The organism is Rhodococcus sp. NPDC003322, from assembly GCF_053589555.1.
In genome coordinates, this window is the sequence record NZ_JBSFSC010000006.1 from 486,393 (window position 1) to 508,872 (window position 22,480).

Sequence of the window (22,480 nt, forward strand, 5' to 3'; positions counted from 1 at the left end):
CCCCGATGCTGGGGGACACCATCGGCGGCAACCTGGACCGGACGGTGGCCGCGTACGGCGACCGTGACGCCCTCGTCGACCACGCCGGTGGCAGGCGCTGGACATATGCCGAGTTCGGCGCCGAGGTCGACGCCCTCGCTGCCGGACTCCTGGGGCGCGGAGTGCGCAAGGGGGACCGGGTCGGCATCTGGTCCCCGAACTGCCCGGAATGGACGATCGTGCAGTACGCGACCGCGAAGATCGGCGCCATCCTGGTCAACATCAACCCCGCCTACCGGTCACACGAGCTGCAGTACGTGCTCGAGCAGGCCGGCATCGCGATGCTGATCTCCGCGGCGAGTTTCAAGACCTCCGACTACGCCGCGATGATCGAGCTGGTACGGCCGAACTGTCCGGACCTGGACTCGGTGATCCTGCTCGGAAGTGACGCGTGGCATAGGCTCGTCGCCGACGGGCGCGCCGCGCACACCGCCGACCCGACCGCGGTGGCGCAGGCCCAGGCCGCGCTGTCCGCGGACGATCCGATCAACATCCAGTACACCTCGGGCACAACGGGATTCCCGAAGGGTGCCACGCTCAGTCACCACAACATTCTCAACAACGGCTACTTCGTCGGCGAGTTGTGCCACTACACCGAGCTCGACCGCGTGTGTATCCCGGTGCCGTTCTATCACTGCTTCGGCATGGTCATGGGGAACCTCGCCTGCACCAGCCACGGTGCCGCCATGATCATCCCGGCGCCGGCGTTCGACCCGAAGGCCACCCTCGCTGCCGTGCAGGCAGAGCGCTGCACCTCCCTGTACGGGGTGCCGACGATGTTCATCGCCGAGCTCGCCGACCCGGACTTCGCGAGCTACGACCTGTCGAGCCTGCGGACCGGCATCATGGCGGGATCGCCCTGCCCGGTCGAGGTGATGAAGCAGGTCATCGAACAGATGGGCATGAGCGAGGTCTCCATCTGCTACGGCATGACCGAGACCTCGCCGGTCTCGCTGCAGACCCGCTCCGACGACACCATCGACCAGCGCGTGTCCACCGTCGGCCGGGTCGGCCCGCACCTGGAGGTCAAGATCGTCGATCCGGCAACGGGATTGACTGTGCCGCGCGGTGAGCCGGGGGAGTTGTGCACTCGCGGCTACTCGGTGATGCTCGGCTACTGGAACAACCCGGAGAAGACCGCCGAGGCCATCGATGCGGCGAGGTGGATGCACACCGGCGACATCGGGGTGATGGACGCGGACGGGTACGTCGCGATCACCGGACGTATCAAGGACATGGTGATCCGCGGCGGCGAGAACATCTACCCGCGCGAGATCGAGGAGTTCCTCTACACCCACCCCGACATTCTCGACGCGCAGGTGATCGGTGTGCCCGACGACAGGTACGGCGAGGAATTGATGGTGTGGGTGCGGATGCGCGAGGGCGCCGCACCGCTCGACGCCGATGCGCTGCGCGACTACTGCGCCGGCAAACTCGCCCACTACAAGATCCCCCGCTATGTCCACGTCGTCGACGAGTTCCCGATGACGGTCACCGGCAAGGTCCGCAAGATCGAGATGCGCGAGAAGTCGCTCGAGCTGATCGGCCGGGGCTAGGGCAGCGGACCCATGACAGCGGACGGTGCACTGACGGTCCGGCCCGAGATCGCGCTGTCCTGGAAGCGATCCGCGCTCAGCGGGGTCGACCCGGGCCGTGCGTTCGAGGGCACCCCGACCGACGACCTGGACTTCACCAGCCGGCTGCTTCGCGCGGCCCGGCCGGTGCTCGACGAGGTCGGCCTGCAGATCGCGGGCACCGAACTGTGTCTGCTGCTGGCCGACCCGGATTGCCGCATCGTGGCCCGGGTGTTCGACAACCCGGCGGTGGAACGGCGGATGGAACGCCTCGGCGTCGTCGTCGGATCACGTTTCGGGGAGGACCGGGCTGGGACCAACGCGCTCGGGACCCCGCTGGAGGTGCGCCGCGGCGTCGTGGTCAACGGTGCCGAGCACTACCTCGAGCAGTTCAAGGACCTGAGCTGCTACGGGCACCCGATCATCCACCCGGTGACCCGCCGAGTCGAAGGCATCCTCGACATGACCTGCATCGGTCCGCAGGTGAACTCGCTGTTCGCGCCGTTCCTCCAGCGAGCCGCCGCCGACATCGAGGGACGGCTGCTGGCCGGGGCACGCGCATCCGAGCAGCGACTCGTCGATGCGTTCCACCGGGTCTCACCCCAGCGGCAGACCGCCGTCGCCGCGATCGGGGAGGATCTCCTGCTGTCCAACCGCGCGGCCCAGGAGATGCTCGATGGCACCGATCACGCGGTGCTGCGCGGACTGGCCGCGGATCTGAAACCCGACCAGTCCAGAACCGTGCACCTCGAACTCGCGTCCGGGGAGGCGGTCACCGTGCGGGCCGACCGGGTCGCGGGTGCGGACGGCGGGGCGTTGTTTCTCGTGCAGCCCGTCGACCGTCAGGCAACCCCGGTGCCGAGGGGGAGCGCGAGAGTCGAACCGGGGCAGCGGGTCCGGCGTGAACTCGAGCGGCTTCGGACCGTGTCCGGATCCGTGGCGGTGCTCGGTGAACCCGGGTCGGGGCGCACCGTCGCCGCCCGGGATGTCGCTGGTGACGATCCGGCGCGGTGGTTCGATGCGTCGGACATCGTGCTGCGTGGTCTCGATTCCTGGATCGGCGATCTCGCTCCGTGTCTGGTCGGACGTGGCGTCGTCGTCGTTGAGGAGGCGCAGTTGCTGCCGGAGGCGGTGCTACCACTGCTGGCCGCGGCGCTCGCCGGCGAGGAACCGCGCATCGTGCTCACCGCTTGCCCCGAGGTCGACCTGCCCCGGCCGGTCGCGTCACTGATGGCGCGGTGTCCCGAGCGGGTGACGCTGCCCGCGCTGCGCGAGCGTCGCGACGAGGTGGCCGACCTCGCCCAGGCGATGCTCGACGAGTGCGCGCCGGGAACCCGCCTCACTGGCTCGGCGCGCGAGGCCGTGGCGGCGGCCCGGTGGCCAGGGAACCTCGCCGAGCTGAGAGTGGTGATGACGCAGGTGGCGGCCGCCCATCGCGCCGTGATCACGGTCGACGACCTGCCACCGCGGTATCGGACCTCCGATCGGGTGAGCAGGCTCGGGGGCCGTGAGCGGGCCGAGCGTCAGGCGATCGTCGACGCGCTCGCGGACTGCGCCGGGAACAAGGTGCACGCGGCCGCGCAACTGGGGATCAGTCGCAGCACCCTGTACACCCGCATGCGCGCACTCGACGTGAGCGCTTCGCGTCCGTGAGTTGATTTCCCCGGTCACTCACGGCCGGCGCAGATGCACAGGTGTCCGAACCTTGGACAGTTGGCAGCCCGGAACTTCGAGAACTATGGCGTACGTCACATCGTCAGTTCGAAGGAGTTCCGATGACAGCGATCGCCGACTTCCCGCTGGCCGCCCGGGTCCAGGGTTTCCTGGCCGGAGGCCCGAAGAAGCTCTTGATCGGGGGCGAGTGGGTGGAGGCGGCCTCCGGTCGCACCTTCCCGACGTACGACCCGGCCACCGGCAACGTGCTCACCGAGGTCGCGCACGGCCAGGCCGAGGACGTCGACCGGGCGGTGCGGGCCGCACGGCGGGCGTTCGACGAGGGGTCGTGGGCGTCGATGAAGCCGAATCAGCGGGAACGGCTGATCTGGCGTGTCGGGGACATCCTCAGTGAGCGAGCCGAGGAGTTCGGACAGTTGGAGGCTCTCGACAACGGCAAGTCCGCGGGCATCGCGTCCGCCGTCGACGTGGCCTGGGCCGCGGACGTGTTCCGCTACTACGCGGGCTGGGCCACCAAGATCGAGGGCAGCACCGTCAACGTGTCGATGCCGTTCGCTCCGGACGCCCAGTTCCACGCCTACACGCTGCGCGAACCGGTCGGGGTGTGCGGGCTGATCGTGCCGTGGAACTTCCCGCTGCTGATGGCGGCGTGGAAGCTGGCTCCCGCCCTCGCCGCGGGCAACACCGTCATCCTCAAGCCTGCCGAGCAGACACCCCTGACGGCACTGCTGCTCGGAGAGGTGTTCCAGGAAGCCGGATTCCCGCCCGGCGTGGTCAACATCGTCAGCGGCTTCGGTGACGCCGGCGCCGCGCTCTCGGCCCACGAGAGTGTCGACAAGATCGCGTTCACCGGATCGACCGAGGTGGGCAAGAAGATCGTCGACGCGGCGAAGGGCAACCTGAAGAAGGTCACCCTCGAACTCGGCGGCAAGAGCCCGAACATCGTGTTCGCGGACGCGGACTTCGACGCCGCCGTGGAGGGGTCGCTGAACGCCTGGCTGTTCAACCACGGGCAGTGCTGTGTCGCGGGGACTCGACTTTTCGTGGAGGACAAGATCTTCGACGAGTTCACTCAGGCCGTCGCAACCGCCGCCAGTCAGGTGAAGATCGGACCCGGCCTCGATCCCGCCACCCAGCTCGGGCCGCTCGTGTCGCAGGAACAGTTCGACAAGGTCACCGGTTACCTCGCCGCCGGGCTCGCGGACGGCGCGCGGGCGCTGACGGGCGGCAAGCGCTGGGGCGAGACCGGCTACTTCGTCGAACCGACCGTGTTCGTCGACGTCAAGCCCGAATTCTCGATCGTCCGCGAGGAGATCTTCGGTCCCGTCGTCGCGGCGCTGCCGTTCAACGCGGAGGCCGGCGTGGCCGCCGCGGCCAACGACTCGATCTACGGCCTGGCCGCGGGAATCTGGACCAAGGACATCTCCAAGGCGCACCGCACCGCCCGGCAGATCAAGGCCGGGTCGGTGTGGATCAACCAGTACAACGGCTTCGACACCGCGATGCCGTTCGGCGGCTACAAGCAGTCCGGCTGGGGTCGCGAACTGGGTGCCGCCGGCCTCGACGCCTACACCATCACCAAGTCCGTCAACGTCGCGCTGTGACAGTACGACCCGACCCTCCCACCCCCGACCGGTTCGTTCGAAGAAGGAGAAACACATGAAGACCACAGCAGCAGTCCTGCTCGAGGCCGGCAAGCCCTTCGAGATCATGGAGCTCGACCTGGACGGGCCGGGCCCGGGCGAGGTGCTGATCAAGTACACCGCCGCCGGCCTGTGCCACTCGGACCTGCACCTGACGGACGGCGACCTGCCGCCGCGGTACCCGATCGTCGGCGGCCACGAGGGCTCCGGGATCATCGAAGAGGTCGGCCCCGGCGTCACCAAGGTCAAGCCGGGCGACCACGTCGTGTGCAGCTTCATCCCGAACTGCGGCACCTGTCGCTACTGCTCGACGGGTCGGCAGAACCTGTGCGACATGGGCGCCACCATCCTCGAGGGGTCGATGCCGGACGGTACGTTCCGGTTCCATTCCAAGGGAACGGATTTCGGTGCGATGTGCATGCTCGGCACCTTCGCCGAGCGGGCCACCATCTCCCAGCACTCGGTCGTCAAGGTGGACGACTGGCTGCCGCTCGAGACCGCGGTTCTCGTCGGGTGTGGCGTGCCGTCCGGGTGGGGCACCGCCGTCAACGCGGGCAATCTGCGTGCCGGGGACACCGCCGTCGTCTACGGCGTCGGAGGGCTCGGCATCAACGCGATCCAGGGTGCGGTGAGCGCGGGCTGCAAGTACGTCGTGGCGGTGGACCCGGTTCCGCTCAAGCGGGAGACCGCGCTGAAATTCGGTGCCACACACGCCTTCCCCGATGCGGCGAGCGCGGCCGAGAAGGTGGCGGAGCTGACCTGGGGACAGGGCGCGGATGCGGCCCTCATCCTGGTCGGCACCGTCGACGAAGAGGTCGTCTCCGCCGCGACCGCCGTGATCGGCAAGGGCGGCACCGTCGTCATCACCGGACTCGCCGACCCCACGAAGCTGACCGTGCACGTCTCGGGCTGCGACCTGACCCTGAACCAGAAGACCATCAAGGGGTCGCTGTTCGGGTCGATGAACCCGCAGTACGACATCGTCAAGCTGCTGCGTCTATACGATGCGGGCCAGCTGAAACTCGACGAGTTGGTCACCACGCAGTACCGCCTCGAAGACGTCAACCAGGGCTACCAGGACCTGCGCGACGGCAAGAACATTCGTGGCGTGATCGTGCACGGATCGTAGGTCTCGCAGCGGACCTCCCCCGGCCCGGACGACGGGCCGGGGGATGTCCGCGTTCCCGGGGTGTTCCCATCGGCGCCGCGCCGTGCCACGATCGGATGAGCCCGAGATCCACGTGATCCCGGGACCGAAATGGCAGAAGAGGAGTCCGCCATGGTCGGAGACATCATCGGAACCATCATTTTCGGTGCCGTCATCGGGGTGCTCGCCCGGCTGGTGATCCCGGGAAAGCAGGCGATGGGGTGGATCGTGACGGTCCTGCTCGGCATCGCGGGCGCACTGATCGGCTACTGGGTGTGGGGGATGATCAGCGACACCGGTGACACCGCGGGCATCGACTGGTGGCGGTGGATCATCAGTATCGCGGCGGCCGCGGTGCTGACCCTCGGCTACACCTCGCTGACCCGAAAGTCTTAGTCGGCAAGCGCGTTTTCCTCTGACCGCGTGTTCTGTGACAGTGTTGTCCGGAACGGAGCGCCGATCAGAGGGGAACCAGCCGTGGTGGTGGACGCCGGTCGCAGGACCTATGCGGTCGCGGTGGTTCTCGCCGCCCTGGCCGGCTACGTCGACGCGATGGGGTTCATCACGCTCGGCGGATTCTTCGTCTCGTTCATGAGCGGCAACACCACCAGGATGGGTGTCGCCGCCGTCGACGGGAACTGGCACCCGGCGCTCGTCGGTGCAGGGGTCATCGGCCTGTTCGTGCTCGGAGTCGTCCTCGGCGCGCTCGTCGGTGAACGGGCCGGGACCCGGCGCGGCTCGGTGATCATGATCGTGGTGGCCGTCCTGGTCTCGATCGCGGCAGTGGTGTCCGGCTTCGGTCCGGAGCAGGTTGTCATCGCGGCACTGGCACTGGCGATGGGTGCCGAGAACACGGTGTTCGACCGCGGTGACGGGGCGTCGATCAGCCTGACCTACATGACCGGGACGCTGGTGAGACTGGGGCGCAGCATCGCCGCCGCAATGACGGGTGGTCCGCGCTGGGAGTGGACCCGGTTCGCGGGTCATTGGGGTGGCCTGCTGACGGGCGTCGCCGCCGGGACCGCCGTCCACCACGGTGTCGGGTTGGCGGGGCTGTGGGTCGCCGTCGTTACGGCTCTGGCGCTCGCGGTGGCCTTCGCGAACCGGTCCCGCTCGGCCTGAACCCTGCTCGGGAATCCGGCCGCGGCCTCACCGCGGCGGGTACATGATGACGGCGACCCCGGCCAGGCAGATCAACGCGCCGATCAGGTCCCAGCGGTCGGGGCGGAAGCCGTCGAGGGCCATCGCCCACACCAGTGAGCCGGCGACGAACACGCCGCCGTACGCGGCGAGGATGCGCCCGAAGTTCGCGTCCGGCTGCAGCGTCGCGACGAATCCGTAGACGCCGAGCGCGAGCACGCCGAGCCCGGCCCACAGCCAGCCGCGATGCTCGCGGACGCCCTGCCACACCAGCCAGGCCCCGCCGATCTCGAACACGGCGGCGACGGCGAACAGGGCGACGGACTTCGCGACGGTCATGGGCGCGACGATATCCGCGACCCGGATTCGGGTCGGGGCGGACCTCGCAACGAGGCCGGTGGGCCTACCGTGGACGGTGTGCAGGCGCGGCGAGCGGCCGACGGCCACCGCCTCGCGTCACACTCCCGGCGCCAGTGCCGCGACGGTCATTCGCCGCAGCACGTCGCGAGTGTGCGTGGGGGTGGTCCGCGCCGCGCTGTGCGGTGTCGAGTTGATCAGGCCGAAGGTTGCGTGCGCCTTGGTTCGGGCCTCGGTCTCCGACAGTGCCGGGTCCGTTTCCCGCAGCACCTGCACCCACAGCTCGACGTACCGGCGCTGGAACTGGCGCACCTGCCGGCGCGCGGCCTCGGGCAGCGACCCGAGATCGCGGTCCTGGACCCGGATCAGGTCGGACTCGCCGAGTGCGAAGTCCAGATGGAACTCGATCAGACCGGCGAGCGCGGAGTGCGCGTCCCGTGCGGATTCGACCACGTCGGTGCCGCCGTCGAACAGGCGCGCACTGATGTCCACCAGCAGTTCGACCAGCAACGCCTCCTTGTTGGAGAAGTGCCGGTAGACGGCGGGGCCGCTGATGCCCACCGCGGAGCCGAGGTCCTCGAGGCGCACCCCGGCGTATCCGCGCTCGGCGATCAACCGGGAGGCGGCCTGCAACAGCTGACGGCGCCGGTCGGCCTTGGCCTGGCTGCGACGGGTGGGTGCCGGAGCTTCCGCGGTGTTCGGGTCCGACACGCGGGTTCTCCTCTCCGGATGGGGGTCTGGACAACTCAGTTAAGCACAGTTATCTTAAATTCGGTTATTGATAGTTAACCGAAATGGTGTCGACGGCAACGTTGGTGCCGGAGCCACGAGTGGCACGGACCGGACAGGCGGCGAGATGGGCTTCGACCGAGCAGGCAACAGGGACGATCACGAGCGGTTGGTGAAGGAGCTGCGCGAGCGGCTCGCGACCGCGGCCCTCGGCGGCAGTGAGAAGTCGCGGCAGCGGCACGTCGACCGCGGCAAGCTGCTCCCGCGCGACCGGGTGAACACGCTGCTGGACGCGGGCAGCCCGTTCCTGGAGTTCTCGCCGTTGGCGGCGAACGGCCTCTACGGCGACGAGTGCCCCGGCGCGGGCATGATCGCCGGGATCGGCCGGGTCTCCGGCCGCGAGTGCGTGATCGTCGCAAACGACGCCACGGTCAAGGGCGGCACCTACTACCCGATGACGGTGAAGAAGCACCTGCGGGCGCAGGAGATCGCGCTGCAGAACAACCTGCCGTGCATCTACCTCGTCGACTCCGGTGGCGCGTTCCTGCCGCGGCAGGACGAGGTGTTCCCGGACCGCGAGCACTTCGGCCGGATCTTCTTCAACCAGGCGACGATGAGCGCGAAGGGGATCGCGCAGATCGCGTCGGTGATGGGCTCGTGCACCGCCGGTGGCGCGTACGTGCCGGCGATGAGCGACGAGGCCGTCATCGTCCGCAACCAGGGCACCATCTTCCTCGGCGGCCCGCCGCTGGTGAAGGCCGCGACCGGTGAGGTCGTCACGGCGGAGGAGCTCGGCGGCGGTGACCTGCACTCGAAGGTCTCCGGTGTCACCGACCATCTCGCCGCGGACGATCAGGACGCGCTGCGGATCGTGCGGAACATCGTCTCCACCCTGGGCCCGCGCAGTCCGCGGCCGTGGGACGTGGCCGAGACCGTCGACGCGGTCGCCGATCAGACCGAGCTCTACGACGTGGTCCCGACCGACCCGCGCACCCCGTACGACGTGCACGAGGTCATCACCCGGGTCGTCGACGGCGGGGAGTTCCAGGAGTTCAAGGCGGAGTACGGCAAGACGCTGGTCACCGGTTTCGCGCGGATCCACGGGCACCCGGTCGGGATCGTCGCCAACAACGGTGTGCTGTTCGCCGAGTCCGCGATGAAGGGCGCGCACTTCATCGAACTGTGCGACAAGCGGTCGGTCCCGCTGCTGTTCCTGCAGAACATCGCCGGGTTCATGGTCGGCCGCGACTACGAGGCAGGCGGCATCGCCAAGCACGGTGCCAAGATGGTCACCGCGGTCGCTTGTGCACGGGTGCCGAAGCTGACCGTCGTTATCGGCGGCTCCTACGGTGCGGGCAACTACTCGATGTGCGGGCGCGCGTACTCGCCGCGGTTCCTGTGGATGTGGCCCAACGCCCGGATCTCCGTGATGGGCGGCGAGCAGGCCGCGTCGGTGCTCGGCACCGTCGGCTCGGGCAGCGACCCCGACGAGATCCGCGCCCAGTACGAGGCCCAGGGCAACCCGTACTACTCGACCGCCCGGCTGTGGGACGACGGCATCATCGACCCGGCCGACACCAGAGATGTTCTGGGACTGGCCCTGTCGGTGTGCGCGAACGCGCCGATCGAGCCGGTGTCCTACGGCGTCTTCCGGATGTGAGTGACATGACTGTGAGCGAGATGATGACTACCTCAACACCTTCCGACACCACCGGATTGTTCGGGACCGTGCTGGTCGCGAACCGGGGTGAGATCGCAGTCCGCGTGATCCGCACCCTGCGCGCGATGGGGATCCGGTCCGTCGCCGTCTACAGCGACGCGGACGTGGACGCCCGGCACGTCCACGAGGCGGACACCGCGGTGCGTCTCGGCCCCGCCGCGGCGCGGGAGAGCTATCTCGACATCGACAGGGTGGTCGAGGCCGCCCGCCGCACGGGTGCGCAGGCCGTGCATCCCGGGTACGGGTTCCTTTCCGAGAACGCGGCCTTCGCGGCCGCGTTGGAGGCGGCGGGGATCGCGTTCCTGGGCCCGTCGGCGCGCGCCATCGAGGTGATGGGCGACAAGATCACCGCGAAGAACGCGGTCGCCGCGTTCGACGTGCCGGTGGTGCCGGGCATCGCGAAGCCGGGCCTGACCGACGCCGAACTGATCGCCGCCGCCGACGAGGTCGGTTACCCGGTGCTGGTCAAGCCGTCCGCGGGCGGCGGCGGCAAGGGTATGCGGATGGTCGAGGATCCGGCGGCGCTGCCTGCGGCGTTGGCGAGTGCCCGTCGGGAGGCGGCGTCGGCGTTCGGTGACGACACTCTGTTCATCGAGCGGTTCGTGTTGCGGCCCCGGCACATCGAGGTGCAGATCCTCGCCGACACGCACGGCAACGTGATCCATCTGGGGGAGCGTGAGTGCAGCCTGCAGCGTCGGCACCAGAAGGTGATCGAGGAGGCGCCGTCGCCGCTGCTGGACGAGGCGACCCGCGCGCGGATCGGTGAGGCGGCCTGCAACACCGCCCGCAGCGTGGACTACGCGGGCGCCGGGACGGTGGAGTTCATCGTCTCCGCGGATCGGCCCGACGAGTTCTTCTTCATGGAGATGAACACCCGGCTGCAGGTCGAGCACCCGGTCACCGAGATGGTGACGGGCCTGGACCTGGTCGAGTGGCAGGTGCGGGTGGCGGCGGGGGAGAAGCTGGCCCTGAGTCAGGACGACATCACCCTCACCGGTCATGCGATCGAGGCCCGGGTCTACGCGGAGGATCCGGCGCGCGGCTTCCTGCCGACCGGTGGCACCGTCGTGGACCTCGCCGAGGCGAGTGGTCCTGGGGTGCGGGTGGATTCGGGGTTGCGGGTCGGCACCGTCGTCGGCAGTGACTACGACCCGATGCTGTCGAAGGTGATCGTGCACGCCGCCGACCGCGCGGCGGCCCTGCGTGGCCTGGACCGGGCGCTCGCCGAGACGGCGGTGCTCGGTGTGGTCACCAACATCGACTTCGCGCGGTTCCTGCTCGCCGACCCGGACGTGGTGGCGGGCAACCTGGACACCGGGCTGCTGGACCGCAGGCTCGAGCACTTCGTCGCCGCCGAGCCGAGCGACGACCAGATCGTCGCCGCCGGGGTGTACCGGTGGCTGGCCCGCTGGCCGTCCGGTTCGGCGGACCCGTGGGACATCCCGACCGGCTGGCGGGTCGGTGGTCCGGCGCCGACCGGCATCCGGCTCGCGACCGCGACCCGCGCCGAACACGTCCGCATCACCGGACGCCCCGGCGCCGCGACTGCCCAGCTGGAGGACGGCGAATCCCGCTCCCTGGCAGCCTCGTTGGACGGCGACCGGCTGCGGGTCGTGTTGGAAGGGCGCAGCGAGACCTACCGGGTCGCCGAACAGGACGGGCACCTGTGGCTGGCGTCCCCGTCGGGCATCGCGCTGGTCCGGGAGGTCGCGGAGGTCAACGTCCGGACCGGCGACGCGCACGCCGGCGAGGCGGAGCTGACCAGCCCGATGCCGGGCGCGGTGATCGCCGTCGGCGTCGAGTCCGGTGCCACGGTCACCGCGGGCACCACGATCGTGGTGGTGGAGGCGATGAAGATGGAGCACGCGCTGACCGCCCCGATCGACGGCACCGTCGAGGTCTTCGTCGCCGCCGGTGACCAGGTCAAGGTCGACCAACTGCTCGCACGCGTGATTCCCGACAGCACTGACGACAAGACCGAAAAGGGTGACCAGGCATGACCGACTACCTTTCCACCGGGTCGCTGCCCGACGAGTACGAGCAGCTGGCCAAGACCGTCCGAGACTTCGCGCAGACGGTGGTCGCACCGGTCGCTGCCGAGCACGACGCCAACCACACCTTCCCGTACGAGGTGATCGACGGGATGGCCGACCTCGGCCTGTTCGGCCTGCCGTTCCCCGAGGAGTACGGCGGTCAGGGCGGCGACTACTTCGCCCTGTGCCTCGCGCTCGAGGAGCTCGGCAAGGTCGACCAGTCCGTGGCCATCACCCTCGAGGCCGGTGTCTCCCTCGGCGCAATGCCGGTGTACCGGTTCGGCAACGACGCCCAGAAGCAGGAGTGGCTGCCGCAGCTGACGAGCGGAAAGTCCCTCGCCGCCTTCGGCCTGACCGAGCCGGGAGCCGGCAGTGACGCCGGCGGCACCCGGACCACCGCCCGTGAGGACGGCGAGGACTGGGTGATCAACGGCAACAAGCAGTTCATCACGAACTCCGGCACCGACATCACCAAGCTGGTCACCGTCACCGCGGTCACCGGGACCGCGGCGAACGGGAAGAAGGAGATCTCCACGATCCTGGTGCCTGCCTCGACCCCCGGGTTCACCGCGGAGCCCGCGTACAACAAGGTCGGCTGGAACGCCTCCGACACCCATCCGCTGACCTTCCAGGACGTGCGGGTGCCGCGGGAGAACCTGCTCGGCGAGCGGGGCCGCGGGTACGCGAACTTCCTGCGGATCCTGGACGAGGGTCGGATCGCGATCGCGGCGCTGTCCGTCGGTGCCGCGCAGGGCTGCGTCGACGAGTCGGTCAAGTACGCCAAGGAACGCGAGGCGTTCGGGCGCACGATCGGGTCCAACCAGGCGATCGCGTTCAAGATCGCGCGGATGGAGGCGCGGGCACACACCGCCCGCACCGCCTACTACGACGCCGCCGCGCTCATGCTGGCGGGCAAGCCGTTCAAGAAGCAGGCGTCGATCGCCAAGCTGGTCGCCAGCGAGGCGGCGATGGACAATGCCCGTGACGCCACGCAGATCTTCGGTGGCTACGGCTTCATGAACGAGTACGCCGTCGCACGGCACTACCGGGACTCGAAGATCCTCGAGATCGGTGAGGGCACGACCGAGGTGCAGTTGATGCTGATCGCGCGGGAGGCGGGTCTGTGAGCGAGGATTCAGTGAGTGCCGGGGTCGAGCCGCGCAGGGTCGTGCAGCGCGGCCTGTGGTTCGAGGAGTTCGAGACCGGTGTCGTCTACGAGCACCGTCCCGGTCGCACGGTCACCGAGACCGACAACGTCCTGTTCACGACGCTGACGATGAACACGCAGGCGCTGCACCTGGACGCAGCGTTCTCGGATGCGTTGCCGCCCTTCAACGCCCGGCTGGTGAATTCGATGTTCACGCTGTCCACCCTGGTCGGGCTGTCGGTGGCACAGCTGACGCAGGGCACGATCGTCGGAAACCTCGGATTCTCCGAGATCGCGTTCCCGAAGCCGCTGTTCCACGGCGACACGATGTACGCGGAGACTGTCATCGTCGAGAAGCGGGAGTCGAAGAGCCGGCCCGGCGAGGGCATCGTCACCTTCGCGCACACCGCGCGCAACCAGCACGGTGACGTGGTCGCGACCGCCGTCCGCAAGACGATGGTGCGGAAGCGTCCAATCGATGATTCCCGAACGGACGGTGAGTGACGTGGCCGGGACGGATGCAACCTGGACTCCTCCAGGCCCCTCGTGGCTGTTCTGCCCGGCGGACCGGCCGGAACGATTCGCCAAGGCCGCGGCCACCGCGGACGTCGTGATCCTCGACCTCGAGGACGGAGTCGCGGCCGCGGACCGTCCGGCGGCCCGCCGCGCACTGATCGACACCCCGCTCGACCCGCAGCGCACCGTGGTTCGCATCAACGCGCACGGCACCGAGGACCAGCGGCTCGACCTGGAGGCGTTGCTCGAAACCGGCTATCCGCGGGTGATGTTGCCCAAGTGCGAGTCCGCCGAACAGGTGCGCTCCCTGGCGCCGCGGGAGGTGATCGCACTGATCGAGTCGCCGCTCGGCGCGCTGACCGTCGCGGAGTCCGCGCAGGTCGCCAACGCGGTCGGGGTGATGTGGGGCGCCGAGGATCTCGTCGCCTCGCTCGGCGGCACCGGAAGTCGCCGTGCCGACGGCACCTACCGGGACGTGGCCCGGCACGTGCGGTCGGCATCGCTGCTCGCCGCGAAGGCGCACGGGCGGCTCGCGTTGGACTCGGTGTACCTCGACATCAAGGACCTGGCGGGTCTGCGGGAGGAGGCGGACGACGCGGTCGCGGTCGGCTTCGATGCGAAGGTCTCGATCCACCCGAGCCAGGTCACGGTCGTGCGCGAGGCGTACGCGCCGTCCGCCGAGGACGTCGACTGGGCCCGGCGGTTGCTCGCCGCTGCGGGCGAGGAGCGCGGAGTGTTCACCTTCGAGGGCAAGATGGTGGATGCCCCGGTGTTCCGGCACGCGGAGCAGATCGTGCGCAGGGCAGGTGATCAGGAGGTCGATTGACGATGGCGGGGCCACAGTCGAAGGGGCCGCAGTGGGTTCCGTCCGACGAGGATGTCGAGGGGGCGCGGATCACCGATTTCGCGTCCTGGGCGGAGGGCCGCTGCGGCGTGAGCCTGCCCGACTATCGGGCACTGTGGCAGTGGTCGGTCGACGACCTGGACGACTTCTGGCTCGCGGTGTGGGAGTACTTCGAGGTTCAGTCGTCGACCCCCGTCGGCGCGGCACTGGTGGACGAGTCGATGCCGGGCGCCCGTTGGTTCCCCGATGTCCGCTCGAACTACGTCCGTCAGGCGCTGCGGCACGAGACCCGGCGCCGTCCCGCGATCCGGTACTCCGGTGAGGGCACCGGCGACGTCGAGATGTCCTGGGCGGAGTTGCGCAGGCAGGTCGGCGCGCTGGCCGCGACGTTGAAAGCGCACGGAGTCGGATCCGGTGACCGGGTGGTGGGCTACCTGCCGAACATTCCGGAGGCGGTGATCGCGTTCCTCGCGACCGCGAGCCTCGGCGCGATCTGGGCGGCGTGCGGGCAGGACTACTCCGCGCCCGCCGCACTGAACCGGCTCGGTCAGCTCGACCCGACCGTCCTGATCGCCGCCGACGGGTATCGCTTCGGGGGCAAGGTCCATCGGCGGGACGCCGAGGTCGCGCGGTTGCGGGCCGGGTTGCCGAACCTGCGCCTTACGGTGCGGGTGGAACATCTCGGCGATCTGCCCGACGTGCCCGCCGAGGAACCCTCGACCGGCCTCGCGGAGCCGGGCACGGTGATGTGCTGGGCGGAGGCGTCCGCCGGTGATGCGCCCCTCGACCCGGTGGACGTCCCGTTCGACCATCCGTTGTGGGTGGTGTTCTCCAGCGGCACCACCGGTCTGCCGAAGGGCATCGTGCACGGGCACGGTGGTGTGATGCTCGAGCACCTGAAAGCCCTTGCCCTGCAGAATGACATCGGACCTGCCGACACCCTGTTCTGGTACACCAGCCCGAGCTGGATGATGTGGAACTACCAGGTCGGCGCGCTGCTCGTCGGCGCGACGATCGTCTGCTACGACGGCAGCCCGTCGTACCCGGCGCCGGACGCGTTGTGGGAGCTGACGTCCCGGCATCGGGCCACGATGCTTGGCACCAGCCCCGGGTACGTGCTCGCCTGCGCGAAGGCCGGTGTGGTGCCGCGCGAGAATCACGATCTGGGCGCGTTGCGGGCCGTCGGGATCACCGGCTCCTCGCTGCCGCCCTCCTCGTCGCTGTGGCTGTCCGAGAACGTCGGTTCGCAGGTTCCGGTGTTCTCGATCAGCGGCGGCACCGATGTGGTGACGGCGTTCGCCGGCGGGGCGCGGACGGTCCCGGTGTGGCCCGGAGAGCTGTCGGTGCCGTATCTGGGAGTCGCGCTGGACGCGTTCGATTCCGACGGGCGGTCCGTGCGCGGCGAGGTGGGGGAGTTGGTGGTGACCCGCCCGATGCCGTCGATGCCGGTGTTCTTCTGGAACGACCCGGAGGGGAGGCGTTACCGGGACTCGTACTTCGCGGTGTATCCCGGCGTGTGGCGGCACGGTGACTGGGTCACGATCACCGACCACGGCAGCGTCGTCGTCCATGGACGATCCGACTCGACATTGAACCGCAACGGTATTCGGATGGGCAGTGCAGACATCTATCAGGTGATCGAGGAGCTGCCCGAGGTTGCGGAGGCTCTGGTGCTCGGCGTGGAGCAGGCCGACGGCGGATACTGGATGCCGCTGTTCGTCGTGCTTGCGGACGGAGTGGACCTCGACGACGCCCTCGAGGAGCGGATCAGGTCCGCCCTCCGGGAGCAGGTGTCGCCGCGGCACGTCCCCGACGACATCATCGTGGCACCCGGTGTGCCGCACACCCGCACCGGAAAGAAGCTCGAGGTGCCGATCAAGCGGCTGCTGCAGGGCGCCGACGCGGACCGGATCGTCGACCGCAACGCCGTCGACGCCCCGGACCTGATCGACTGGTACACCGCGCAGAAGCGCTGACCGGGAAGGGTGCCACGAGCGGGTTGCCGGGGCTCGGAGTCGCCTCGGGCGCGGGGCGCTCGCCGATCGAACCGCGTGCGGGGCCCATCGGCGTCAGCGTGAGGTCCGGTCGGCGCGGCCGGTTCCGTCGAGTGCTGCCAGCAGCGAGTCGTTGACGGCGTCTGCTGGTGTCAGCGGCAGCGTGTGGTGGGTGGCCCCCTCGATCACGGCCACGCGCACGTCCGGCATCGACGTCGAGAGCGTTGCCGCGATCCCACGACTGTCGTGCACCTTGCTCCCCGCTGCGAGGATCACGGTCGCGTCGGCCTTCAAACGGGCCAGCGCGTCGGGTTTCGGTCGCCTGGGGACCACCGTTCTCGTCCTCGGAAAGTGCGCGGCACCTCGAGCGAGGAGGTCGATCCAGTCCTCGTCCAGGGTTCGCCCCTCCGTCTCCCACCGGATGAAATCACGTTCGCGTTTCTCGTTGGGGAACAAGAGAATCGGCAGTGCGTGAAGTAGGTACCGGGCGCGCATGCCTGCGAAGCGTTCGCGAACCACACCGTGGCGGTTGCCCCGCCGCCGGGCAGCAGGAGCACCGGTGGGGCGTCGGGCGGTCCGCACGAATTGACCCGGGTGGTGCCGTGCTCCGATTCCAGGTCGCGGGTGGTGACGTCGACCGGCCACTTGTCGAGGACGCGGTCGTACGCACGGTAGAAGGCAGCCCCCCTCGGTGGCGGCGAAATCGGAGATCGATGGCGTGGGCATCGCGAACGCCACCGCCGCCATCGACGCGTACACCGAGGCGGAGCTGGACACCGTCGGCAAATTCCTCGTGGACATGCAGCGAGCGGTTGAGTCGTCGGCGGTGGAGTCGACCCCGCGGCCGTGATGCCGCACGGGTGGCAATTTCGTGGCACGGAAACACGGATTTCGCCGATTCGCCTCCGCGGCCGGTCGGGGCTTCATACGATGCTGCGAATTGCTGGGCGTAGTGCCGGGGTTCCCGGGGCCCACGGGGAGTGAGTCACCTGCCCCGGGGTGATCGAGGCCAGGTGGGCGCCCACGTCCGTCGTCCTAAGGATGGTCCGTCTTGACACGCACTGTTTCGAAGCGCCTGGTTCCTGCCGTGGCCTCGCTCGTCGCCGCCGGCCTGGTGCTCAGCGGATGTGGCAGCAGCGACGCCGAGTCCGGCGCCTCCGCCGCCACCGGTGAGCCGATCAAGGTCGGCCAGATCATTCCCGTCGAGGCGCCGGGCATCTCGCTGGCCAGCCAGGCCAAGGGCCTGACCGCGTCGGTCGAGGTGTTCAACGAGCGGGGTGGCGTCAACGGCCGTCCGCTCGAACTGATCCAGTGTGATTCGCTCGGCGACCCCAACAAGGAACTCGACTGCGCCGACAAGATGATCTCCGAGGGCGTCGTCGCCACGCTCGCCGACTTCACGCCGGCCTCCCCGGAGGCGACCTCGGAGAAGCTCGCTAGCGCGGGGATCCCGCGAATCGGCATCAACCCGATGAACTACGCGGAGTTCGCGGCCCTCAACGTGTACACCCCGTTCGCGGGTTCGCTGCTCACGCTGTTCGGCACCGTCGACACCCTGGTCGCCAACGGCAAGACGAAGCTGACGGTGATGCGCCCCGACCTGCCGGTTGCCGCGATGCTCAACCAGTTCCTCGGTCCGTACGTGAAGTCGCGGGGCGCCGAGATCGTCAACGAGGTCGCGGTCGGCGCCGGCGCCACCGACTACACCCAGTTCGTCGCCGCCGCCGAGCGCAACGACGCGCAGGGCGTCATCATGGCCTTGACCGCGACCGAGTCGAACCAGATCGCGGAGGCGTTCAACCAGCTCGGCTCGAAGCTCAGCTTCGCGCTGGCCGCCACCGGATTCACCCAGACCGACCTGCAGCACCTCGGCAGCTTCGCCACCAGCTCCGTCTACACCAGCCCGGTGCCTGCGCCGTCGTCGAGCACCGAGGACTTCCCCGGCCTCGAGGAGTTCCTGGCCGACATGGAGAAGTCCGGCGACAGTGACCTCGAGCGTTCGGAGATGAACGGCACGGAGATCTTCTCCTGGCTCTCGGTGCGCGCATTCGGTGAGGTGGCGAAGGGGCTCGACAACATCTCCGCGAACACCGTGTCGCAGGGCTTCATGAACGCCAAGGACCTCGACATGGCCGGACTCGTCCCGGCCTGGACGCCGAACGACACCGAGCCGTTCTTCGGGATCTTCCAGCGGGTGTCGAACTCGATGATGTACAAGCAGTCCTTCGACGGGGACGTCGTCGTCACCGATCCCAACCAGTACGACCTGCGCACGAAGTAGCGCGGACGTCGTACGCAGTAGCACCGGACTATCGATCGGGGAGCGGCAATGACGGAGTTCGTGCAGTTCGCCATCCTCGGGCTCGGGGCCGGATCGGCCTACGCCCTGCTCGCGCAGGGCGTGGTGCTGGTCTACCGCGGATCCGGGGTGGTGAATTTCGCGCAGGGTGCGATCGCGATGGTTGCGGCCTACCTGTGTCTGGAAACCCTTCAGCGAGAACATGACTGGCCGCTTTGGCTCGCGTTCTCCGCGGGAGTCGTGGTCGCGGGTCTGATCGGACTGGTGTTTCAGCTGACCGTGCTCAGGTGGCTCGCGAACGCCGCCCCCATCGTGCGGTTGGCTGCCACGCTGGGTCTGCTGGTGATCCTGCAGTCGGCGGTGCAGCAGTTCTACGGCCTGAAATCGATTCGGGTTCGGTCGTTCCTGCCCAACGACGCCTATCACTGGGGCGATGTGGTCGTGCAGCAGGATCGGCTGATCCTGCTCGCGATCGCGATCGGAATGACGGTCGTGCTGTGGGCCGCGACCCGGTTCACGCGGGTCGGACTCGCGATCACCGCCGCCGCCGAGAACGAGCGGGCCGCGGCCGCGCTCGGGTGGTCACCGCAGCGGCTGGCCGCGCTGACGTGGACGGTCGGCGGCGCACTCGCCGGCATCGCCGGCATCCTCGTCGCCCCGCTCACCGGTCTGACGCCCACAGCGTTCGTCGTCATCGTCACGGTGTCCGCGCTCGCCGCGGCACTGCTCGGTGGCTTCAAGTCGTTCCCGCTGACCCTGCTCGGCGGCCTGGTGCTCGGCGTCGGCGAGAGTCTCGTCACCCTGTACCAGGACTCGATCCGCGAGTTCCTGCACATGGAGACCCTCACCGGCGTCAACCGGGCCGTGCCGTTCCTCGTCATCCTCGTGGTGCTGGTCGTGCGGGGTAAGGGCCTGCCGCTGCGCAGCCACGTCTCCGAACGGCTCCCACGCCTCGGCTCCGGCGCTGTCAGCTGGCCGGGGCTCGTCGTCGCCCTCGTGATCGCGATCGTGGCGATCGCGATGAGCGACGACTGGCTCCGCGCGCTCACCCTGACCCTCGCCGCTGCGGTGTTCCTGTTGTCCATCGTCGTGCTCACCGGCTACGCGGGACAGCTGTCGCTGGCCCAGTACACCGTCGGCGGGCTCGGCGCGTTGATCGCCGCGCGTCTCGTCGGCCAGGCCGGTTGGTCACTGATCCCGGCCGCGATCGTGTCCGTCGCGGCGGTCATCGCCGTCGGTGTGCTGTTCGCACTACCGGCGCTGCGCACCCGTGGTGTCAACCTCGCGGTCGTGACCCTCGGCCTCGGATTCACCGTGCAGGAGATGATCTTCGGCAACCCGGCACTGACCGGTGACAAGCTCGACAACTCGGTGCGGATTCCGAAGCTGACACTGTTCGGCCTCGACGTGACCGCCTCGAAGTATCCGGAGCGCTGGGCGCTGGTGTGTCTCGCGGTCCTCGCTCTCGCCGGAATCATGGTCGCGAACCTCCGGCGGTCGCGGACCGGCCGCCGCCTGATCGCGGTCCGCACCAACGAACGCGCCGCGGCCTCACTCGGTATCAGCGTCTTCACGGTCAAGATCTACGCGTTCGCCGTCGCTGCCGGAATCGCCGCGGTCGCCGGAATCCTGTTGGGACTTCGCAACTCCGCCGTCACCTACGTCGAGTTCAATGCCTTCGCGTCGATCAACGCGGTGGTGCAGTCGGTCACCGGTGGTCTCGGCTACGTGATCGGCGCCGTCGTCGGCGCCCTGCTCGCTCCGGGTGCCCTCGTCAGCCGCGCCCTGTCCGACGGCTCCAGCAGCGGCGCCGTCGCCAGCCTGATCGGCGGCATCGTCCTGATCGTCATTCTGCTCACCAACCAGAACGGCATCGCCGACATGCTGGCCCGGGTGAGGGCGGCCCTCCGCCGGCTACCGGCGCGGACCGCCCTGCCGGGCAGGTCGAGAGCTTCCACGTCGCAACAACTCTCGTCGGGAGCCGACGATGCGACGGTGCCGGCCACCCCGCTCGCAGTGCGCGGGCTCGGGGTGCGGTTCGGAGGCGTGACCGCCGTCGACTCGGTGGACCTGACCGTGCTGCCCGGCCAGATCGTCGGACTGATCGGACCCAACGGTGCCGGGAAGACCACGGTGATCGACGCGATCACCGGATTCGTCACTCCCAGCGCGGGCCGGGTCGATCTCGGTGACCACGACATCACCGGTTGGTCCACCGCACGCCGATCCCGGGCCGGGCTGCGCAGGTCCTTCCAGTCGCTGGAACTGTTCGAGGACATCAGCGTGTGCGACAACATTCACGCGGGTGCCGACGAGGCGACCCGTGGCAGTTGGCTCACCGACCTGTTCTGGCCGGTGCGCGGGCCGCTGTCGCCGACCGCGTCCACCGCGGTCCGGGACTTCGAGCTCGAAGCAGACCTGTCCGCCATGCCGGACCAGTTACCCTACGGGCGACGCCGGCTCGTCGGCATCGCCCGCGCGGTGGCGTCCGGGCCGTCGGTGATCCTGCTCGACGAACCCGCCGCCGGTCTCGACGAGGCCGAGAGTCGTGAACTGGCACACTGCATCCGACGCCTCGCCGACGAACGGGGCGCCGGGGTCTTGCTCGTCGAACACGACATGGGAATGGTGATGTCCACCTGCGACCGGATCGTCGTGTTGGAAGCGGGCCGGGTGATCGCCGAGGGAACGCCGGAGGAGATCGCGTCCGACGACCGCGTCCGCACCGCCTATCTGGGAACCGACGACGAAATGACGGGTGCCGTGTCATGACCACCACGAAGCGCGAACAGTCCGCCGGGGAGATGGTGCTCGACTGCGCCGGACTGGCTGCGGGGTACGGCGGCGCGACGGTGTGCCGCGATCTGAACATCCGGGTCCGGTCCGGTGAGGTCGTCGCGCTGATCGGTGCCAACGGCGCGGGCAAGTCCACCACGATGCTCACCGTCGCCGGTGAGCTGGCACCGCTCGGCGGACAGGTCACCGTGCTCGGATCCGACGCCCGCGCCTCGCTGGCCACCCGCGCTCGGCGCGGCTTGAGCTACGTCACCGAGGAACGGTCCGTGATCATGGGCCTGACCGCGGCCGAGAACCTCAAACTGGCAGGGGTCGGAGCCGACGCCGCCTGCGCGATCTTTCCGGAACTCCGGGCATTGCTCGGCCGGCCCGCCGGACTGCTCTCGGGTGGCGAACAGCAGATGCTCACCCTCGCGCGGGCGCTCGCCCGGAACCCGCGGCTGCTGTTGGCGGACGAACTGTCCCTGGGGCTCGCACCGCAGATCGTCGCGCGGCTGCTCGCAGTGGTGCGGGCGGCCGCGGACGAGCGTGGGGTCGGCGTCCTCCTCGTCGAGCAGCACGTGCAGCAGGTGCTGCGCGTCGCGGACCGGGTGTACGTGATGCGGCGCGGCCGGGTGATCGTGGAGGGGACCGCAGCGGAGATCGCCGCGGACCTCGACGCCGTCCAGCGGGCCTACCTGTCCGCCTCGGCCGTCGACGAGGTCGCGGAGACAGCCCCGGCGGTCGCCGAGACACCCCCGGCCGTTGCCGAGACACCCCCGGCCGTCGCCGAGACACCCCCGGTGAGCTGATCACGGTCGCTCGGTCGGTCCCTTGTACGGTTGTGGC

General features: G+C 69.1%; 19 protein-coding genes. 16 read left to right on the plus strand and 3 right to left on the minus strand.

Annotation, left to right across the window (positions count from 1 at the left end; genetic code table 11):
* Positions 1-5: 5 nt before the first annotated feature.
* The 6 genes from ACWDUM_RS24755 to ACWDUM_RS24780 all read left to right on the plus strand — a co-directional run bounded on the left by ACWDUM_RS24755 (position 6) and on the right by ACWDUM_RS24780 (position 7,199).
* Positions 6-1,595 carry an AMP-binding protein gene (locus ACWDUM_RS24755; RefSeq protein ID WP_450114568.1) on the plus strand — a complete coding sequence of 530 codons (1,590 nt, stop codon included), beginning with the start codon at positions 6-8 and terminating at the stop codon, positions 1,593-1,595.
* A gap of 12 nt (positions 1,596-1,607) precedes the next feature.
* A complete protein-coding gene (locus ACWDUM_RS24760) occupies positions 1,608-3,266 on the plus strand; it encodes a sigma-54-dependent Fis family transcriptional regulator (protein WP_450135997.1) in 1,659 nt (552 codons plus the stop codon).
* A 122-nt stretch (positions 3,267-3,388) separates the two neighbouring features.
* Positions 3,389-4,891: an aldehyde dehydrogenase family protein gene (locus ACWDUM_RS24765; protein ID WP_450135998.1), complete on the plus strand. Its 1,503-nt coding sequence runs from the start codon at positions 3,389-3,391 to the stop codon at positions 4,889-4,891.
* Positions 4,892-4,946: 55 nt separating this feature from the next.
* The gene (locus ACWDUM_RS24770) at positions 4,947-6,059 is read left to right on the plus strand and encodes an NDMA-dependent alcohol dehydrogenase (RefSeq protein ID WP_450135999.1); all 1,113 of its coding nucleotides are present in this window, start codon (positions 4,947-4,949) and stop codon (positions 6,057-6,059) included.
* A gap of 150 nt (positions 6,060-6,209) precedes the next feature.
* A complete protein-coding gene (locus tag ACWDUM_RS24775) occupies positions 6,210-6,473 on the plus strand; it encodes a GlsB/YeaQ/YmgE family stress response membrane protein (protein WP_450136000.1) in 264 nt (87 codons plus the stop codon).
* An 81-nt stretch (positions 6,474-6,554) separates the two neighbouring features.
* Positions 6,555-7,199, plus strand: coding sequence for a YoaK family protein (locus tag ACWDUM_RS24780; RefSeq protein WP_450136001.1), 645 nt, complete (start codon positions 6,555-6,557; stop codon positions 7,197-7,199).
* Between the two features lie 27 nt (positions 7,200-7,226).
* Here the strand turns inward: ACWDUM_RS24780 and ACWDUM_RS24785 are convergent, their stop codons facing one another.
* The gene (locus ACWDUM_RS24785) at positions 7,227-7,556 is read right to left on the minus strand and encodes a YnfA family protein (protein ID WP_450136002.1); all 330 of its coding nucleotides are present in this window, start codon (positions 7,554-7,556) and stop codon (positions 7,227-7,229) included.
* A 117-nt stretch (positions 7,557-7,673) separates the two neighbouring features.
* Positions 7,674-8,285, minus strand: a complete 612-nt coding sequence (locus ACWDUM_RS24790) for an SACE_7040 family transcriptional regulator (protein ID WP_450114529.1) — start codon at positions 8,283-8,285, stop codon at positions 7,674-7,676.
* Between the two features lie 145 nt (positions 8,286-8,430).
* Between ACWDUM_RS24790 and ACWDUM_RS24795 the strand changes: the two genes are divergently transcribed.
* From ACWDUM_RS24795 to ACWDUM_RS24820, 6 genes are read left to right on the plus strand one after another with little or no spacing between them, the layout of a single operon-like run.
* Positions 8,431-9,963 carry a carboxyl transferase domain-containing protein gene (locus tag ACWDUM_RS24795; RefSeq protein WP_450136003.1) on the plus strand — a complete coding sequence of 511 codons (1,533 nt, stop codon included), beginning with the start codon at positions 8,431-8,433 and terminating at the stop codon, positions 9,961-9,963.
* A 20-nt stretch (positions 9,964-9,983) separates the two neighbouring features.
* Positions 9,984-12,023 carry an acetyl/propionyl/methylcrotonyl-CoA carboxylase subunit alpha gene (locus tag ACWDUM_RS24800; RefSeq protein WP_450136004.1) on the plus strand — a complete coding sequence of 680 codons (2,040 nt, stop codon included), beginning with the start codon at positions 9,984-9,986 and terminating at the stop codon, positions 12,021-12,023.
* Positions 12,020-13,183: an acyl-CoA dehydrogenase family protein gene (locus tag ACWDUM_RS24805; protein WP_450114526.1), complete on the plus strand. Its 1,164-nt coding sequence runs from the start codon at positions 12,020-12,022 to the stop codon at positions 13,181-13,183. The genes ACWDUM_RS24800 and ACWDUM_RS24805 overlap by 4 nt, the downstream gene beginning before the upstream one ends.
* A complete protein-coding gene (locus ACWDUM_RS24810) occupies positions 13,180-13,707 on the plus strand; it encodes a MaoC family dehydratase (protein ID WP_450136005.1) in 528 nt (175 codons plus the stop codon). Before ACWDUM_RS24805 ends, ACWDUM_RS24810 begins: the two co-directional genes overlap by 4 nt.
* Positions 13,682-14,545 (plus strand): HpcH/HpaI aldolase/citrate lyase family protein, encoded by an 864-nt coding sequence (locus tag ACWDUM_RS24815; protein WP_450136006.1) that lies wholly within the window; start codon positions 13,682-13,684, stop codon positions 14,543-14,545. Before ACWDUM_RS24810 ends, ACWDUM_RS24815 begins: the two co-directional genes overlap by 26 nt.
* Positions 14,546-14,547: 2 nt before the next feature.
* Positions 14,548-16,539 (plus strand): acetoacetate--CoA ligase, encoded by a 1,992-nt coding sequence (locus ACWDUM_RS24820; protein ID WP_450136007.1) that lies wholly within the window; start codon positions 14,548-14,550, stop codon positions 16,537-16,539.
* A gap of 93 nt (positions 16,540-16,632) precedes the next feature.
* On the opposite strand, the gene ACWDUM_RS24825 is transcribed toward ACWDUM_RS24820, so the two are convergent.
* Positions 16,633-16,890: a hypothetical protein gene (locus ACWDUM_RS24825; RefSeq protein WP_450136008.1), complete on the minus strand. Its 258-nt coding sequence runs from the start codon at positions 16,888-16,890 to the stop codon at positions 16,633-16,635.
* A 385-nt stretch (positions 16,891-17,275) separates the two neighbouring features.
* Between ACWDUM_RS24825 and ACWDUM_RS24830 the strand changes: the two genes are divergently transcribed.
* The 4 genes from ACWDUM_RS24830 to ACWDUM_RS24845 all read left to right on the plus strand — a co-directional run bounded on the left by ACWDUM_RS24830 (position 17,276) and on the right by ACWDUM_RS24845 (position 22,443).
* On the plus strand, positions 17,276-17,407 hold the full coding sequence (locus tag ACWDUM_RS24830) for a hypothetical protein (RefSeq protein WP_450136009.1): 132 nt from the start codon (positions 17,276-17,278) through the stop codon (positions 17,405-17,407).
* A gap of 201 nt (positions 17,408-17,608) precedes the next feature.
* Positions 17,609-18,838 (plus strand): ABC transporter substrate-binding protein, encoded by a 1,230-nt coding sequence (locus ACWDUM_RS24835; protein ID WP_450114520.1) that lies wholly within the window; start codon positions 17,609-17,611, stop codon positions 18,836-18,838.
* 48 nt (positions 18,839-18,886) lie between these two features.
* Entirely contained in the window at positions 18,887-21,628 is a 2,742-nt protein-coding gene (locus ACWDUM_RS24840; protein WP_450136010.1) for an ABC transporter permease subunit, read from the plus strand.
* A complete protein-coding gene (locus tag ACWDUM_RS24845) occupies positions 21,625-22,443 on the plus strand; it encodes an ABC transporter ATP-binding protein (protein ID WP_450136011.1) in 819 nt (272 codons plus the stop codon). Before ACWDUM_RS24840 ends, ACWDUM_RS24845 begins: the two co-directional genes overlap by 4 nt.
* Positions 22,444-22,480 lie beyond the last annotated feature (37 nt).

Excerpts from the sequence above, each read along its gene's own strand:
- ACWDUM_RS24800 (WP_450136004.1), top strand. The coding sequence starts at position 9,984 with ATGATGACTACCTCAACACCTTCCGACACCACCGGATTGTTCGGGACC.
- ACWDUM_RS24775 (WP_450136000.1), top strand. The coding sequence starts at position 6,210 with ATGGTCGGAGACATCATCGGAACCATCATTTTCGGTGCCGTCATCGGG.
- ACWDUM_RS24770 (WP_450135999.1), top strand. The coding sequence starts at position 4,947 with ATGAAGACCACAGCAGCAGTCCTGCTCGAGGCCGGCAAGCCCTTCGAG.
- ACWDUM_RS24820 (WP_450136007.1), top strand. The coding sequence starts at position 14,548 with ATGGCGGGGCCACAGTCGAAGGGGCCGCAGTGGGTTCCGTCCGACGAG.
- ACWDUM_RS24765 (WP_450135998.1), top strand. The coding sequence starts at position 3,389 with ATGACAGCGATCGCCGACTTCCCGCTGGCCGCCCGGGTCCAGGGTTTC.
- ACWDUM_RS24805 (WP_450114526.1), top strand. The coding sequence starts at position 12,020 with ATGACCGACTACCTTTCCACCGGGTCGCTGCCCGACGAGTACGAGCAG.
- ACWDUM_RS24795 (WP_450136003.1), top strand. The coding sequence starts at position 8,431 with ATGGGCTTCGACCGAGCAGGCAACAGGGACGATCACGAGCGGTTGGTG.
- ACWDUM_RS24815 (WP_450136006.1), top strand. The coding sequence starts at position 13,682 with ATGATTCCCGAACGGACGGTGAGTGACGTGGCCGGGACGGATGCAACC.
- ACWDUM_RS24840 (WP_450136010.1), top strand. The coding sequence starts at position 18,887 with ATGACGGAGTTCGTGCAGTTCGCCATCCTCGGGCTCGGGGCCGGATCG.
- ACWDUM_RS24845 (WP_450136011.1), top strand. The coding sequence starts at position 21,625 with ATGACCACCACGAAGCGCGAACAGTCCGCCGGGGAGATGGTGCTCGAC.
- ACWDUM_RS24785 (WP_450136002.1), bottom strand. The coding sequence starts at position 7,556 with ATGACCGTCGCGAAGTCCGTCGCCCTGTTCGCCGTCGCCGCCGTGTTC.
- ACWDUM_RS24760 (WP_450135997.1), top strand. The coding sequence starts at position 1,608 with ATGACAGCGGACGGTGCACTGACGGTCCGGCCCGAGATCGCGCTGTCC.
- ACWDUM_RS24755 (WP_450114568.1), top strand. The coding sequence starts at position 6 with ATGCTGGGGGACACCATCGGCGGCAACCTGGACCGGACGGTGGCCGCG.